Source organism: Meiothermus sp., assembly GCF_037443965.1.
Classification (GTDB): Bacteria; Deinococcota; Deinococci; order Deinococcales; family Thermaceae; genus Meiothermus.
On record NZ_JBBINI010000026.1, the window covers coordinates 24,964 to 39,421 of the forward strand.

At 59.8% G+C, this 14,458-nt stretch carries 16 protein-coding genes and 1 tRNA gene; 8 read left to right on the plus strand and 9 right to left on the minus strand.

Annotation, left to right across the window (positions count from 1 at the left end):
* Positions 1-90 precede the first annotated feature (90 nt).
* From rsmA to WKI89_RS13245, 3 genes are all read right to left on the minus strand, one after another.
* Positions 91-900, minus strand: coding sequence for a 16S rRNA (adenine(1518)-N(6)/adenine(1519)-N(6))-dimethyltransferase RsmA (rsmA, locus tag WKI89_RS13235; protein WP_337870424.1), 810 nt, complete (start codon positions 898-900; stop codon positions 91-93).
* A 66-nt stretch (positions 901-966) separates the two neighbouring features.
* Entirely contained in the window at positions 967-1,728 is a 762-nt protein-coding gene (locus WKI89_RS13240) for a metallophosphoesterase (protein ID WP_337870427.1), read from the minus strand.
* A gap of 16 nt (positions 1,729-1,744) precedes the next feature.
* Entirely contained in the window at positions 1,745-2,425 is a 681-nt protein-coding gene (locus WKI89_RS13245) for a Rad52/Rad22 family DNA repair protein (protein WP_337870362.1), read from the minus strand.
* A 123-nt stretch (positions 2,426-2,548) separates the two neighbouring features.
* Between WKI89_RS13245 and WKI89_RS13250 the strand changes: the two genes are divergently transcribed.
* Positions 2,549-2,917: a hypothetical protein gene (locus WKI89_RS13250; protein ID WP_337870364.1), complete on the plus strand. Its 369-nt coding sequence runs from the start codon at positions 2,549-2,551 to the stop codon at positions 2,915-2,917.
* Between the two features lie 37 nt (positions 2,918-2,954).
* Positions 2,955-3,030: transfer RNA gene (locus WKI89_RS13255), tRNA-Ala, on the plus strand.
* A gap of 309 nt (positions 3,031-3,339) precedes the next feature.
* Here WKI89_RS13255 and WKI89_RS13260 read toward each other — a convergent pair.
* Positions 3,340-4,389 (minus strand): chromate transporter, encoded by a 1,050-nt coding sequence (locus WKI89_RS13260; protein WP_337870365.1) that lies wholly within the window; start codon positions 4,387-4,389, stop codon positions 3,340-3,342.
* A gap of 90 nt (positions 4,390-4,479) precedes the next feature.
* Between WKI89_RS13260 and WKI89_RS13265 the strand changes: the two genes are divergently transcribed.
* The 4 genes from WKI89_RS13265 to WKI89_RS13280 all read left to right on the plus strand — a co-directional run bounded on the left by WKI89_RS13265 (position 4,480) and on the right by WKI89_RS13280 (position 8,493).
* Positions 4,480-6,051, plus strand: a complete 1,572-nt coding sequence (locus WKI89_RS13265; protein WP_337870367.1) for an ABC transporter substrate-binding protein — start codon at positions 4,480-4,482, stop codon at positions 6,049-6,051.
* 67 nt (positions 6,052-6,118) lie between these two features.
* On the plus strand, positions 6,119-7,126 hold the full coding sequence (locus tag WKI89_RS13270) for an ABC transporter permease (protein WP_337870369.1): 1,008 nt from the start codon (positions 6,119-6,121) through the stop codon (positions 7,124-7,126).
* Positions 7,127-7,141: 15 nt separating this feature from the next.
* Positions 7,142-7,996 (plus strand): nickel transporter permease, encoded by an 855-nt coding sequence (nikC, locus tag WKI89_RS13275; RefSeq protein ID WP_337870371.1) that lies wholly within the window; start codon positions 7,142-7,144, stop codon positions 7,994-7,996.
* 8 nt (positions 7,997-8,004) lie between these two features.
* Positions 8,005-8,493, plus strand: coding sequence for a GNAT family N-acetyltransferase (locus tag WKI89_RS13280; protein ID WP_337870372.1), 489 nt, complete (start codon positions 8,005-8,007; stop codon positions 8,491-8,493).
* Positions 8,494-8,591: 98 nt separating this feature from the next.
* Here WKI89_RS13280 and WKI89_RS13285 read toward each other — a convergent pair whose 3' ends face one another.
* From WKI89_RS13285 to WKI89_RS13295, 3 genes are all read right to left on the minus strand, one after another.
* Positions 8,592-9,017: a hypothetical protein gene (locus WKI89_RS13285; protein WP_337870374.1), complete on the minus strand. Its 426-nt coding sequence runs from the start codon at positions 9,015-9,017 to the stop codon at positions 8,592-8,594.
* Positions 9,018-9,223: 206 nt separating this feature from the next.
* On the minus strand, positions 9,224-10,780 hold the full coding sequence (locus WKI89_RS13290; RefSeq protein ID WP_337870376.1) for a methylmalonyl-CoA mutase family protein: 1,557 nt from the start codon (positions 10,778-10,780) through the stop codon (positions 9,224-9,226).
* Positions 10,781-10,888: 108 nt separating this feature from the next.
* Positions 10,889-11,053, minus strand: coding sequence for a hypothetical protein (locus WKI89_RS13295; protein ID WP_337870378.1), 165 nt, complete (start codon positions 11,051-11,053; stop codon positions 10,889-10,891).
* A 272-nt stretch (positions 11,054-11,325) separates the two neighbouring features.
* On the opposite strand from WKI89_RS13295, the gene minD reads away from it, so the two are divergent.
* Both minD and minE read left to right on the plus strand, forming a co-directional pair.
* Positions 11,326-12,129 (plus strand): septum site-determining protein MinD, encoded by an 804-nt coding sequence (gene minD / locus WKI89_RS13300; protein WP_337870379.1) that lies wholly within the window; start codon positions 11,326-11,328, stop codon positions 12,127-12,129.
* Positions 12,126-12,353, plus strand: a complete 228-nt coding sequence (gene minE / locus WKI89_RS13305) for a cell division topological specificity factor MinE (protein WP_337870381.1) — start codon at positions 12,126-12,128, stop codon at positions 12,351-12,353. The genes minD and minE overlap by 4 nt, the downstream gene beginning before the upstream one ends.
* A gap of 370 nt (positions 12,354-12,723) precedes the next feature.
* Here minE and WKI89_RS13310 read toward each other — a convergent pair whose 3' ends face one another.
* Entirely contained in the window at positions 12,724-13,398 is a 675-nt protein-coding gene (locus WKI89_RS13310; RefSeq protein WP_337870383.1) for a chromosome segregation protein ScpA, read from the minus strand.
* Between the two features lie 3 nt (positions 13,399-13,401).
* Positions 13,402-14,442 carry a tryptophan--tRNA ligase gene (trpS, locus tag WKI89_RS13315; protein ID WP_337870386.1) on the minus strand — a complete coding sequence of 347 codons (1,041 nt, stop codon included), beginning with the start codon at positions 14,440-14,442 and terminating at the stop codon, positions 13,402-13,404.
* Positions 14,443-14,458 lie beyond the last annotated feature (16 nt).

The window sequence follows — 14,458 nt, forward strand, 5'->3', positions numbered from 1 at the left end:
TTGCAGGATTTACCACAGTTTAGCTGCATGTTGAACTGATATAAGATAGCCTACCTCAACCATATGAGAAATCGCTATCAAGGAGAAGGCTTAGCTGATTTTAGCGAGTAATTGTTCAAATTGCTGCAAGCTCAGTGCTTCGCCGCGCACATGGGGCGAAAGATTAAGGGTCAGCAGGGCCTGTGCAACTCGGTCGGGGGCATAACCCCCTGCCTTGAGCGCGTTGAACAAAGTCTTGCGCCGTTGGGCAAAGGCCGCCTCGATCAGGCGAAACAAGGCCGGATGGTCGGGTTTGGAGTTGGGCTCGAGGCAAACCACCGAGCTGGTTACCTTTGGGGGCGGAAAGAAAGCTCCTGGAGGCAGATCTACAATGCGCCGGGCCTGGGCATGGTACTGAACCCGCAACGAGAGTAGACCATACTCGGGGGTGCTGGGCCGGGCGGTCATGCGCAGCGCAACTTCTTTCTGCACCAGCACCACAATGCGGCGGAAGCGGTTTGAAAGGAGCAATAGGGTGATGAGGGGGGTGGCGATGTTGTAGGGCAGATTACCAGCGAATAGGCCCTGGGGGGGCAACGCCCTCCAGTCAAAGGCCAGCGCGTCCCCCCAGATAACCTGTACATCGAGCCCGGCCAGGGTCTCTTTATGGACGGCTTCCAGCCGCCAATCCATCTCGAGGCTGATTACCTTCGCACCTGCTTCGGCCAAGGCTCTGCTGAGGGTTCCCAAGCCAGGCCCTACCTCGTAGACTGTCTCGCCTGGCTCAAAGTCAACGGCCTCGACAATCTTCCCCAGATAGCCCCGCTCGACCAGAAAATTCTGTCCGAAACGCTTGTCGGCACGTAGGCCATAGCGGCTCAGTAGATCCCGAACAACTTTGGGTGAGGTAAGGTTCACGATAGAAGGTCAGGGAAGAGGGAAAAACCGGCGATCACTTTCGACCTTATGTGGTAGCTTTTCCCCTCTTTACTGAATGGTTGCACCCACAGGCGGGATTTCCACAATTTCCCAGTCCAGCTTGTCGTCATCGAGAATTAGTTCCAGATACTGATCCTGGTCAAGGGCATCAATTAGAGCTAGTTTGTCCTTGATCAAGATGCCATTTTTCATCACGGTGTGACCATATACACCAAAGCGGTGACCCATGCGCTCGACATAATCGGCGTTGTTGAGCCACCATTCCTTGGCTTCACGCCCGCTATAGAACATTTCATCGTAGGTTTGGAGCCACGGCACCGGCCCCACATGGGCGAAATTGACGCCGTACAAATTGATTTGAGCCGGAAAGGTCTGAAACCAGTTTTTCAAATCCTCGGGAAACTCCACCCCGCCCAACTCGGGGTGAAACTCTTTGTGCTCGAGGTGGGCGTTGCCCAGCACCAGATCGCCGGTCATGGCCGCGTGGTCGTGGTTGCCCAGCAGAATGGTGATGTGCTCGGGGGCGGCCTCCTGAAAGCGTTTGATGCGCATCAGTTCTCGAATCTGGGCCCTGGCTGCCATCCGCATGTGGTCGGGGTTGTTGGGGTCGTAGTCCTCGAGCCCGGTCAGGCGGCGGTAGTCGGCCAGTAGCTTGGGATGCACCAGATCGCCCATCATCACCACCCGGTAGGTGCCCCGCTTGAGGGGGTCGGAAGGCAGCCAGTCTTCCCCCACGGCAAACGAGTTCTTCAAAGCCCGCCACAACTTGGGAAAGTCGGCGTGCAGGTCTCCGATGGCAATAACCTTAATCACTGGTATCCTTTGCTCAAGAAGCCTGACCTTTCAGTAAAGCCCGCAACTCGCCGTAGAGTTTACGGGTTTCGTCGGGTTGTTTGCCATACCCCCCATATTTCATCACAATCTGAGCCGCCTGCCTGCCCAACCCGGCTTCTTTGAGGCGTTCGATCAGGCGGTCAATCAGCTCCTGGGGTTCGGGTTTGGCCTCGGCTGTGGGAGGTGTGCTTGCTCTATGGGCTTCGGGAGCCGAGGCCGGAACCCCGGCAGGTCGGCCTCGATACACCGGAGCCCCCACTTCTACACGGGGCGGGTTGAACTGGCCAGTGTCGGGGTCGTGATCCACCCACTGCTTGTCCTGGTACAAGTAGCGTCCCACGCCAAACTTGGCCGCAGCCCGCGCTAGGGCATCGGCAAAAGCCGCCTTGAGGCTATCGCCCTCACCCACATCCTCTTTGGAAACATCCATCACGGTTAGCCGGCACTTGACGGCGTAGGTTCCGCCTGCTCCTGGCGGGGGTGTGTGCAGCACCTGGTAACTGTCCTGCCAGCCCTGGGTGCCTACCACCTCGTCGAGCCGGTCTAGCACGGCGCTTGCATCTACATACGGGGTCACCAGGGCCTGCCTCTTGTCTTTGGACAGGGCCTCAATGCGCCATTGCAGCTCCTCTTGTGGGAAGGGCTCGTTCAGCATATCCCAGACATCGTTCATTGGGTTTTATTCTAGCAGCCCATTCCCTATGCCTCTGGTTGAGTGCTGCCAGACCCGAACCTAAGGCTTCTCTTAACGTCCTTCACATATGGGCATGGGCTCCACAGGCTTATGGTAGAAGCCATGAAATGGTTTGTTGCTGTGCTCGTGTTGAGCTCAATAGCCCTGGCCCAGATCCGGGTGACGCTCGAGGCCCCGCCCCCACCCACTCTCACCATCAGCGCCGACATCCGTATTGCCCTGGTTCCGGGCCTCGTGGTGGTGGAGCGGATGCCTGAACCCCAGGGGATTGTGGTGGTCTACCGCAGCAGCCGGGCGGCCGAGGTGTACGCCTACCACCACCGCGACCTGGTGGCCCGCGGCTGGACAAGAGTCAAATATCAGGCCGGTGATGGCCGCTACAAGTCCGAGTACCGCAGAGGTCGGGCCAAGGCCAAGCTGGAAGTGCGCGACCGCCGGGGCCGGATCGAGGTGCGGGTCAAGGAAGGCTAGACAGCCGAACGGCTCCCGGCTACACTAAACAACGCTTGGGGCCGTGGCGCAGTTGGGAGCGCGCTTGAATCGCACTCAAGAGGTCGGGGGTTCGAATCCCCTCGGCTCCACCAAGCCCAAAACAGTCAGAATCCGAGGGTAGACACTCTCGGATTCTGTTTTGATGCGCATTTCGGTAGATCGTTCACTTTGACAAGCCTAAACGATACTACTGAAATGCTTTTCTACTCCCTTCGGTCGGCTTGAATCCTTCACCTCTGACTGCGGCGGGCGGTGAAGGATTCAAGCGGAAACGGTATGACAGCGGTTATCTAGGGTTGCCATCAAGCGTTTTCCGCTGCTTGATGCAGTTGTGGGAACCCGTGTCCGGATTGCTGGAATGGGGTTCGATCCCTCTGGGCGTTTGCCAAAAAGTGCGATGTCTAGCCCACCACCCAAGCGCTCCACAGTGCGCCACCCAGCCCAAAAAGTCCCAGTAAGGGAATAGGGGGAAATTTGCGCAGCAGAAGCCCGAGCGCCAGCAAAGCCCCAAGAAGCTCTGCCCAGCCCACCAAAGTTTCGCGTCCGAGTAGCCACAGGGCCCAGGCAATGAGTCCCAGGGCCGCTCCAGAAGCTCCCTGCAAAAAGGCCTCGGCGATGGGATGCCCCTGCCAGCGGTGCAGGAGGCCGGCCACCAGAAAGGTAAATATGAACGAGGGTAAAAAAATGCCAGCGGTTGAGAGCACCGCTCCAGGGATGCCTGCTGCCAGGTAGCCTGCCGCCGTGGCTGTGGTTAGCAGGGGCCCCGGTGTGATCTGACCCAGGGCCAGGGCGTTCAGGAGGTCGCTCGAGCCCAGCCAGCCCCGGCTTACCATCTCCTGCATCAGCCCGATCAACACATAGCCCGAGCCGAACAGAGTGGAGCCCACCAGCAAAAAAAACCAGAACAGGCTGAGGGGTTCCACGCTCAGCATTTTTGTGCTTCTGCCCAGCACCATCAGTAAGCCCACCAGCAACACCACAGCCCATTCCACTAAACCCAGCCCCGCCATCGCCAGCCCGGCCAGGGCCAGCATCCAGGTTTGGGGCTGTTTTTGCGGGTGGGGTAGCAGATCCCAGAGGGCCTGGACAATCAGGGCCACCACGGCCAGCTTGAGTCCCAGGAAAACCCCCTGTATGAGCGGAAGGGAGGCGATCTCCCGATACAGTGCTACCAAGGCCAAAGTCACCAGGGCTGCTGGGACAATAAAACCAAAACCAGCCAACAGTAAACCCCACTGTCCACCCTTGGCATGACCCAGCAACATCGCCGTTTCGGTGGAGTTGGGGCCAGGAATCAAGTTTACGGCGGCCAGCATCTTCAAATATTGCTCTTTGCTTACCCATTTTCCTTCCCCGACCAGCAGCCGCTGAAAAATGGCAAAATGGGCCGCCGGGCCCCCAAAAGCGGTCAAACTCAGCCAGGCGAAGGTTTTCAGGATATCCCAAGGCATTAGGCCTAGTGTAGTGCCTCGGGTTATTTCTGTGTCTTGACCTACTGTGTGTTTATCGGTATTGTTTGCGACATATCGAAAGGAGGTTCAATGAAGCTTTTCAAACTAGTTGCAGCGATAGCAGCCCTCAGCCTTGGCGGTAGCCTAGCCCAAGACCGCACCCAGACCCTGATTTATGGCGGGGACTGGTCCGACTTGATCACCATGGATCCCCAGGTTTCCTACGAGTTTTCCGGTGGCCTGGTTACCGACAATCTCTATGAAACGTTGGTCAAGTATGAGGGGGCCGACCTCTCCACGCTTAAGCCAGGACTGGCCGAAAGCTGGAAGGTAGATCGGGGCCGGGATTCTTGGGAAATTACCTTCCGTCTACGCCGGGGCAGCAAGTTTTCCAGCGGCAACGAGGTGACAGCCAAGGATGTGGTGTATACCTTTGAACGGGCGCTTGCAATCAAGGGGCCAGGTTCTTTCTTATTCACCGAGATTGCCCAACTGAAGCCGGGGGCCACCAAGGCCGTGGACAACTATACGGTGGTGGTCAGCATCCCCAAAACCGCCTCGCCGGGTTCCTTCCTTTCGATTCTGACCTTTAATATCGGCGGCATTGTGGACTCCGAGACCGTGCAGAAAAACGCCAAGGGCAACGACTTTGGCAAAGAATGGCTCACCAACAACTCCGCTGGCTCGGGCCCCTTCCGCCTGGTGCGCTGGGATCGGGGTTCGCAGGTGTTGTTGGAGGCCAACCCCAACGCCCGTATCAAGCCCAAGCTGCAGCGGGTTATCTTGCGGGAAATCAAGGAACCGGCTGTTTTGCGCACGGCGCTCGAGTCGGGCGAGATTGATATTGCCGAGGGGCTCACCCCGGAAGCCTTGCGGGCCCTGGCCGGTAACAACCGCTTCAGAACCCTCAAGGCCGACAGCCTGCGCCTCAACTACCTGGGCATGAACGTCAAGGAGGGCAGCCCCTTTGCCAACAAGCTGGTGCGCGACGCGGTTCGCTATAGCATCAACCAGGATGAGTTGGTGAACGGGTTGGTGCAGGGCAACGGCACCAAGACCCAGACCCTCATCCCCAAAGGGCTGCTGGGCTACGACCCCCGTACCCCCTACACCTTCGACCCGGCCCGGGCCAAGCGCCTGTTGGCCCAGGCGGGGTATCCCAACGGCCTCGAGTTCGAACTTCTGGTGAGCACGGGTATCTGCGGTGGGGGCATTCCCTGCGCGGACATTGCCGCCAAAATCCAGTCCGACTTTGCCAAGAGTGGGCTCAAGGCCAACGTCAAGGCCATTGCCAACGCCGAGGTGCTGCGCACCTACCGGGCCCAGAACCACCAGATGGTGCTGGTCGGTTGGAGCCCCGACTTCCCCGACCCCGACGGCAACGCCACCCCCTGGGCCAACTTCGAGGCCCGCAGCCTGGCCTGGCGCAACGTCTGGAACGATCCCACGGCCATCCGGCTAACCAACCAGGCGGCCCTGGAAACCGAACCGGCCAAGCGGGTTGCCCTCTACCGTCTCCTGACCGATTACGTGCTCAAAAACGGTCCCTACGCTGTGCTTTACCAACCTGCAGTTCCGCTGGGCCTCTCGGTCAAAGTCGAGGGCTACGTGCGCAACGCCCAGGGCCAGGTGCGCTTCGAGAACATCAGCAAACTGCCCTAAGTCAACCCTAGGGTTCGGGGCGCAGGGTGCCGGTGGGGCCCTGGGTTCCGAACCCTAAACCCTGCATATGCTTTCATACTTTTTCCGCCGCCTTTTCTTCGTGGTTTTTGTGGTCTGGGGGGTCACGTTTGCTACCTTTTTTATCGCCAACGTGGTGCCGATTGACCCCGCCATTGCTGCCCTGGGGGACAACGCCCGCGAGGAGCAGATTAGGGAATTTCGGGAACGTTACGGTTTAGATAAACCCATCTGGCAGCAGTACCTGATTTACATGGGCCGCCTGCTGTCCGGTGACCTGGGCAACTCGCTGCGCACCCAGCGGCCGGTGGTCGAGGACCTGAAGGAGTTTTTTCCTGCCACCCTCGAGCTCTCTGTAGCGGCTTTTCTGGTGACCCTGTTGTTGGGGGTGCCCGCTGGTATCCTGGCCGCTTTGCAACAGAACAAGGCCACCGACGTGACGGTGCGCATCCTGGCCCTCATCGGTGGAGCCACCCCAGTGTTTTTTCTGGCGGTGTTACTGCAGTATGTTTTGGCCCGACAGCTCGATTTGCTGCCGGTGCAGGGGCGGCTAGATGGGTTTACCTTTCCCCCGCCCAGGCTCACCGGCCTGATGGGTCTGGATGCCCTTCTGGCACGGGACTGGGCAGCCTTCGTAGACTCACTGCGCCACCTGGTGCTGCCGGCGTTTGTGCTGGGTTTGTTTTCGGCGGCCATTCTGGCCCGCATGACCCGTGCCACCATGCTCGAGGTGCTCTCGCAGGACTACATCCGCACCGCTCGAGCCAAAGGGGTTCCGGGCAGGGGGGTGATCTTTCGCCATGCCCTCAAAAACGCCTCGCTGCCGGTGCTCACCTTGTTGGGTGGGTTGCTGGGCGGTCTGCTCTCCGGTGCCGTGCTGACCGAGACCATCTTTAGCTGGCCCGGCATCGGGCGCTACGTAACCCAGTCGGCCACCAGCCTGGACTTCCCCGCGGTGATGGGGGTTACGCTCCTGGTGGGGCTGGTGTATGCCCTCATCAACCTGATCGTGGACCTGCTTTATGCCTTTCTCGACCCTCGTATCCGCTATGCCTAACCCGACGGAGTACCCATGGCTGCTGTAGTTCCTGCCGGACGCCCATCCCGCCCGCTGCGCCGCTTTTTGCGCAACCCAGGGGGCCTGATTGGGCTATTCTTGCTGGTCTTGCTGGTGCTGGTGGCCCTGCTGGCACCGGTCATCGCGCCCGACCCCATCAGCCAGAACATCGCCCAGCGCCTGCAGCCGCCCTCGGCAGAACACTGGCTTGGCACCGACCAACTGGGCCGCGATGTCTGGGCCCGGGTGGCCCACGGCGCGGGTATCTCCTTGCGGGTTGGGTTTGGCGTGGTGATTCTGGCGGTGTTGATTGGGGTAGCGGTGGGGCTGCTGGCCGGCACCCTGGGGGGGGGCTGGGACAACCTGCTGATGCGCGTGACCGATATCTTTTTTGCCTTCCCCTCGCTCATTCTGGCCATGGCCATTGCCGCCGCGCTGGGGCCCAACCTCAACAACACCATCATTGCGGTGGCCCTGGTAAGCTGGCCCATCTACGCCCGGCTGGTGCGGGCCAATGTGCTGGCCCTGCGGGAGCGCGAGTTTGTGGAGGCAGCGCGGGCCTTGGGCTCCTCGCAGGGGCGCCTGATGCTGCGCCACCTGCTGCCCAACACCCTCACGCCGGTCTTTGTGCAGGCCAGCTTCGATGTGGGCGGGGCCATCCTGACCGCTGCGGGCCTGTCGTTTATCGGCTTTGGGGCCCAGCCGCCCACCCCGGAGTGGGGGGCCATGGTCTCCGAGACCCGCAGCTATATCGCCGAGGCCATCTGGGCCCCCACCGCGCCGGCCATGGGCATTCTGCTCACCGTGCTGGCCTTTAACCTGCTGGGCGACGCCCTGCGGGATGTGCTCGACCCCAGGGGGCGGGATTGAGGGTGGAGATGCGGCCCGCTTCGGTGGAGGAAGTCGAGGTGGCTTCTGATATCCTCAGCGAAGCCGCCCGGTGGCTCATGGCACGGGGCGAGACCCTCTGGCACCTCGAGGAGCTCACCCCCAAACTACTCCGCCCGGTGGCCCGGCAGGGCGAGCTGTTCCTGGCCTATTGGCAGGGGTGGGCGGTGGGCACGCTCATCTACCAGTACGCCGACCCCCTCTTCTGGCCCGAGGTTCCCGCCGGAATCTCGGCGTTTGTGCACAAGGTGGCGGTTCGGCGAGAGGTTGCCGGGCAGGGGGTGGCCGCCGCCATGCTTGCCTGGGCCCAGGAGCGGGCCAGGGCGGAAGGTTTGTCCTTCTTGCGCCTAGACACCGACTTTAATCGTGCGAAGCTGCGCAGCTTTTACGAGGGCCTGGGCTTTGTCTATGTGGGGGAGAAGCGGGTGACCCGTATGGGCTACCCCCTGCACGTGGCGCTATACGAGTTAAGGCTCTAGTCGCGTTTCCCACGATTACTCCTCACCGCGTGCGAAGTAATTTACCCAGTACGGCAAAAACCACTGTACTGGGTATTGGTGGGAACCGCTCTAGCTGGTTACAAACCCCCACAGCCGACCGGGGCTGAGGGATTTTCGGCCATGTGCCACTCCCCCGAGCGCAACTGGGCCGCTTTGTAGTAGATGTGGCGGGGACTCTCGAGGTCTTCGGGATCGCCCAGTGAAGCCAGGGCAACCTGTAAAGCCATGCACTGCTCGGCATTAGCTCCTATAGTGTAAAGCTGTCCCCTTTGGGGCATCTCGGCCAAAGTGAAGCCATCACTCACAGATACCCATTGATGTAGCTTGACCTGTACCGTACAGCCATTGGCTCCCAGGGCCTTCACGTTCATGACCTGTCCGGTGGCCGTATAGGTACGGTAAGGGCTTTGGGAGTCGGTACGCCCAGGCTGAGGGATGCCCTTACTTCGCACCCACAGGCCACCACCAACCACCAAGGCCGCAAGGGCGGCAACCCCACCCATGATCCACCAAGGTCTCAGCCAAGCCATTCTTCAACCATTAGGCCCAATTGGGTTGGGGTCTGGTGTGAAGGCTGGCTAAAGGGAGGCTTAAGTAACGGAGGAGTGAGCAATGGGAAGAGAAAAGGGGGAGCAAAAGACTGTCACCGGAGGTCTTTAGTTCATAGTTCACAGCACATTGCGTATATACTATTTCTCCTCTCTGCCTCTCAGTACGAAGGCTGGTACTCACCCCATTCGGCACGCAGAACGCCACAAATCTCGCCCAGGGTGGCCTGGCGGCGGAATGCATCCAGAATATAAGGCATCAGATTCTGCTGGCCTCTGGCGGCTTGGCGCAGAGCTTCCAATGCATTGCCTGTCGCCTGCCCGTCGCGTTTGGCCCGGAAGGCTTGAATTTGGGCCTTGCGGCGGTTGCCCAGTTCGTCGCCGATCTTTTGCACCGGGGTGTGTTCGTTGAGCGGGGAGTCGGGGTTACTAAACTGGTTGATGCCCACAATTACCCGCTTACCACTCTCCACCTGACGCTGGAATTCCCAGGCCGATTCCTCGATTTCCTGCTGGAAGAAGCCCGCCTCTACTGCCGCAACGGCTCCTCCCAACTTGGCAATTTGCTCGAGGTAGCCCTGCGCCTGCGCCTCGAGCTGGTCGGTCAGGTGCTCCACGTAAAAGCTGCCCCCCAGAGGGTCTACTGCATGGGTCACACCAGCCTCATAGGCCAAAATTTGCTGGGTACGCAAGGCCAGCAAGGCACTTTTTTGGGTGGGAAGACCCAGCGCTTCATCGTAGGCGTTGGTGTGCAGGCTCTGGGTTCCGCCCAATACCGCTGCCAAGGCCTGGTAGGCCGTGCGTACCACGTTGTTGAGGGGCTCTTGAGCTGTCAGGGTGGAGCCCCCGGTCTGGGTGTGGAAGCGCAGCATCCAGCTCTTGGGGTCTTTGGCATTGAACTCCTGGCGCATGATGTGGGCCCACATGCGCCGGGCTGCGCGAAACTTGGCGGCCTCCTCGAGGATGTCGTTGTGCGAAGCAAAGAAGAACGAAAGCCTGGGCGCAAAGGCATCCACATCCAATCCGGCTTCAATGGCCGCCTGAACATAGGCCTTGCCGTTGGCGAGAGTAAAGGCAATTTCCTGCGCGGCAGTGGAGCCTGCTTCGCGGATGTGATAACCCGAGATGCTGATAGTGTTCCACTTGGGCACCTTTTCTCCACAGAAGGCAAAAACATCGGTAATCAGCCGCATAGAAGGGCTGGGTGGGAAAATATAAGTACCGCGAGCGATATATTCCTTCAGGATGTCGTTTTGGATGGTGCCACCTACCTTGTCCCAGGTCACGCCTTGTTCTTCCGCTACCAATAAATAGAGTGATAGCAGCATGTTGGCCGGGGCATTGATGGTCATGCTGGTGGTGACCTGATCCAGGGGAATACCGTCCAACAGGGTTCGCATGTCCTCGATGGAAGCAATCGAAACCCCTACTTTACCCACTTCACCCACACTTAAGGGGTGGTCGGGATCCATTCCGAGCTGGGTGGGTAGGTCGAAAGCCACCGAAAGCCCGGTCTGGCCTTGCGAAAGCAGGTAGCGGTAACGGGCGTTGGATTCTTCGGCGCTGCTAAAGCCTGCGTACTGCCGCATCGTCCAGGGGCGATCGGTATACATCTTGGGGTAGACCCCACGGGTGAAGGGATACTGTCCAGGGCGACCCAGACGATCTTTGTATCCCTCGGGCAGCGACTCGAACAGGTGTTCAACTGTGGCTTGCATAAGCCCTCCTCGTCCTAACTTTGCATCCAAAAGCCAAATGGGCTAAAAACCAAGGCCGGGGCTGGGTGATAGCGCCATACTCTGAGGGAGACCCCAAAGCCGGATGGTTTAGAAGACCACGTACAGCACCACCAATACCAGCACCGCTGCCCCAATAATCAAAAACAACGGGGGTAGCAGAATCGAGTAGGCTGCAATCACCAATGCAATAAAGTCTTTCCAGTCTGGTTTGAGGTCGCCTTGACCTGATTCCTGGTTCTTGGGGTCGGACATATACTGATTGTAACGCTTGGGTTCGCCTCATCCAGTCCTTACTATTCAATCCGCTTCGGGCGGTGAGTAGAGAGTTTTGTACCTGTGCGAGAGGGTGGGCATACAGGTAGTGGGTAGATGGTTTGGACAGCAGGGTCTGGACTGGATTGCTGCAAGCCAGCAGTCTTAACCAAGGGCGAACCTTAGCCTGACATATGGCCCCGTTGCCCGTATACTAGTCCCAGCTTTTAGCAGTCCAAGCCTGTCTGGCTAGAATCATTGGAGGATTTAGCGTGAATGCCCGTGCAATTGTGGTCACTTCGGGAAAAGGTGGGGTAGGGAAGACCACCACCACGGCCAACGTGGGCGCAGGATTAGCCAGGTTAGGCGAAAAAATAGCCGTGGTGGATGTGGATGTGGGCCTGCGCAACCTGGATGTGGTGATGGGGCTGGAAGGCCGGGTGGTCTACGACCTGATTGACGTGATCGAGGGTAAGTGCAAGCTGCGACAGGCCCTTATCCGCGACAAGCGCATCGAGGGGCTGGCCCTGCTGGCCGCCTCGCAGACCCGGGACAAGGAGGCGCTCGAGCCCGAAAAGTTCCGCCAGATAGTCAAGGCCTTGCTAGAAGAGGAAGGCTTCGACCGGGTGCTCATTGACTCACCCGCCGGCATCGAAAAAGGCTTCCAGACCGCCGCCACCCCCGCCGAGGGGGCTTTGGTGGTGGTGAACCCGGAGGTCTCGAGCGTGCGCGACGCCGACCGGATTATCGGGATGCTGGAAGCCCGCGAAATCCGCGAGAACTTTTTGGTCATCAACCGCCTACGCCCCAAGATGGTGCAGCGCGGCGACATGCTCTCGGTGGAGGATGTGGTGGAAATCCTGGGCATCAAGCCTATTGGTATCGTGCCCGAAGACGAAGGGGTGCTCGTTTCCTCCAACCAGGGGGAGCCGCTGGTGCTCAAGAACGGCAGCGGAGCGGCCAAGGCTTTTGTCGAGATTGCCCAGCGGGTGCGGGGCGAGGACGTGCCTTTTGCCCCTCTGAACGACTCGCCGGGTTTTCTGGGCACCCTGCGGCGGCTGTTTGGGGGTAGATGATGCGGCCCTGGCAGCGCAAAAGCAAGGATACTTTGAAAGACCGCCTCAAGGTGGTGCTGGCCTACGACCGCGCCCACCTGAGCCCCGGTATGGTGGAGCAGCTCAAACAAGACCTGATGGCCGTGCTGAAGCGGTATTTTCCGGATGAGAAGAATCTGGAAATCCACGTCGAGACCATTGACGACAAAATGAAGCTCCAGGCCGATGTGCCGATTCCCAAATAATGAATCAGGCAGCAGCCCTCGGTGTAGTTCTCGTGAACAAGCAGTTAGATACCCCCTATTCAGTGGGACAACCCCCTTAGGGTGGCAGACTGGGATGGCGTGTCCTCACCTGGCGAAGCACTAAGTGTCTCCATAGTTGAAATGTGATACGCATTTCGGTAATATCGTTCACTTCGGCAAGCCTAAACGATACTACCGAAATGCTTTTCTACTCCCTTCGGTCGGCTTGAATCCTTCACCTCTGACTGCGGCGGGCGGTGAAGGATTCAAGCGGAAACGGTATGAGATCCGATCCCCAAAGATCAGTGGGGAATTGCGCCAGGTACGCCTTGCCGATTCCGCAGGTTTGGCCCATCTACCCTGGCGCAACTTAGTGGCCGCTTTTGAGCTCGACCTCGAGCGCCCCGAAATTCTCTTGCTGCCGTAGTTCCACCTCGCCCTGCTTTTTGGCTTCCAGGAGTGCGGTAAACGCCACGGTTTGCTCGTTCCAGCCCCGCAGCGGCAGTTGTCCAAACAGGGCCCGGCGCAGGCCCCACAAAAAGCCCTTGATGCGCTCCCAGGCTTCGCGCAACCCAAAGGTCTCGGGCTCGAGCAGTAACTCGGCCCGCCTTGCAAAGGGTTCGACGGCCCGCACCAGCATTTGCAGGGGCATGGGGCGCAGGCGGCGATCTTTGGGGAGGGGTGAGGCGGGTACTGCCAGCACGCGGGCTCGTTCACGCGAGCGTTGCTCGAGAAAGGCGATGGCTTCTTCAAGGGCCATTAGGGTCTCGAGGAAAGCCGGGCCGCTCTCCTCGGGGAGTTCTTCGTCATCGGCCAGCATTACCTGGGGCCGCTTGGCAAAGGCCCGCAGCTTGAAGAGCACCAGCTCGGCCAGGATGGGCAGCAGCTCGCTCCGCTCGGAAAGTCCCAGGGCCTGTACCTGGGCCAGGGCCTGCTCGGTGAGGGCCAGCACCGGCAGGTCTTTGGCGGCAATCTTGCCCTTGCGTACCTGCTCGGAAAGCTCCTTGGGAGTTCCGCTGAATTGCTCGAAGCGTAGGGTAATCACGGTTTACTTGGAGGCCACTTTTACGGGTGCTGGTGTTCCGGAAGTCCGGCCCCTGGGCCGGAGCAGCCCAAACTTGTCGCGCACCTCTTCCATGGTGGCCTGGGCGATGCGGCGGGCTTTGGCGGTGCCTTCCTCGAGGGCCCCCAGCACCCGGTCGGGGTGGGCCCGTAGCTCCTCGGCGCGTTCGCGGATGGGCCGCAGGGTTTTCATCATTTCCTGCATGAGAAGCTGCTTGACCACTAAAGTGCCGATACCCCGTCGGCGGTACTCCTCGCGCAGCACCTGCACCAGCTCGGGCGGGGCGAAGTACTGCAAAAACTTGAATGCCACGCTGCGCTCGGGGTCGCCGGGGTCGGAGAGCCGGATGCGGGCCGGGTCGTCGGGCATGGTGCGTATTTTAGCCCAGATGCTCTCCTCGTCCTCCAGAAGCCCAATGGTGTTGCCCACACTCTTGGACATCTTGGCCTTGCCGTCAATGCCGGGCACGCGGGGGGCGTGGGGGTTCAGGTAGATTTCCGGCTCCGGAAAGGTCTCGCCGTACTCCTGGTTCCAGCGGCGGGCAATCTCGCGGGTGAGCTCGAGGTGCTGGGTCTGGTCGTCGCCCACCGGCACGGTGTCGGCCTTATAAATCAGAATGTCGGCGGCCATCAGCACCGGGTACATCAGGAGCCCCGCCGGAACCGACTCGAGCTTGGCGGCTTTGTCTTTGAACTGGGTCATGCGGGTCAGGTCGCCGTAGGGGGTCTGGGTGGTGAAAATCCAGGCCAGCTCGGTGTGCTCGGGCACGTGCGACTGCACGAAGAGAATCACCTTGTTGGGGTCGAGCCCGGCTGCGATGTTCACCAGCGCCGCATCGAAGGTACGCTGGCGCAGGAGGTCTTTGTCGTAGGCCGCCGGGTTGGTGGGGGCGTGGTAATCTACAATGCAGTAAATGGCGTCCTGGCCGAGCTTCTCGCCTAAGGCGATGTAGTTGACCATCGCACCCAGGTAGTTGCCGATGTGCAGGTCGCCGGTGGGCTGAAAGCCAGAAAAAACCCGTTTCACGCTGGATAGGATAGCA

What these genes read in the sequence shown, in the direction of transcription:
- WKI89_RS13245 (WP_337870362.1), bottom strand. Translation starts at nt 2,425, where the DNA reads ATGAACGATGTCTGGGATATGCTGAACGAGCCCTTCCCACAAGAGGAG.
- WKI89_RS13250 (WP_337870364.1), top strand. Translation starts at nt 2,549, where the DNA reads ATGAAATGGTTTGTTGCTGTGCTCGTGTTGAGCTCAATAGCCCTGGCC.
- WKI89_RS13260 (WP_337870365.1), bottom strand. Translation starts at nt 4,389, where the DNA reads ATGCCTTGGGATATCCTGAAAACCTTCGCCTGGCTGAGTTTGACCGCT.
- WKI89_RS13265 (WP_337870367.1), top strand. Translation starts at nt 4,480, where the DNA reads ATGAAGCTTTTCAAACTAGTTGCAGCGATAGCAGCCCTCAGCCTTGGC.
- WKI89_RS13270 (WP_337870369.1), top strand. Translation starts at nt 6,119, where the DNA reads ATGCTTTCATACTTTTTCCGCCGCCTTTTCTTCGTGGTTTTTGTGGTC.
- nikC (WP_337870371.1), top strand. Translation starts at nt 7,142, where the DNA reads ATGGCTGCTGTAGTTCCTGCCGGACGCCCATCCCGCCCGCTGCGCCGC.
- WKI89_RS13280 (WP_337870372.1), top strand. Translation starts at nt 8,005, where the DNA reads ATGCGGCCCGCTTCGGTGGAGGAAGTCGAGGTGGCTTCTGATATCCTC.
- WKI89_RS13285 (WP_337870374.1), bottom strand. Translation starts at nt 9,017, where the DNA reads ATGGGTGGGGTTGCCGCCCTTGCGGCCTTGGTGGTTGGTGGTGGCCTG.
- WKI89_RS13290 (WP_337870376.1), bottom strand. Translation starts at nt 10,780, where the DNA reads ATGCAAGCCACAGTTGAACACCTGTTCGAGTCGCTGCCCGAGGGATAC.
- WKI89_RS13295 (WP_337870378.1), bottom strand. Translation starts at nt 11,053, where the DNA reads ATGTCCGACCCCAAGAACCAGGAATCAGGTCAAGGCGACCTCAAACCA.
- minE (WP_337870381.1), top strand. Translation starts at nt 12,126, where the DNA reads ATGATGCGGCCCTGGCAGCGCAAAAGCAAGGATACTTTGAAAGACCGC.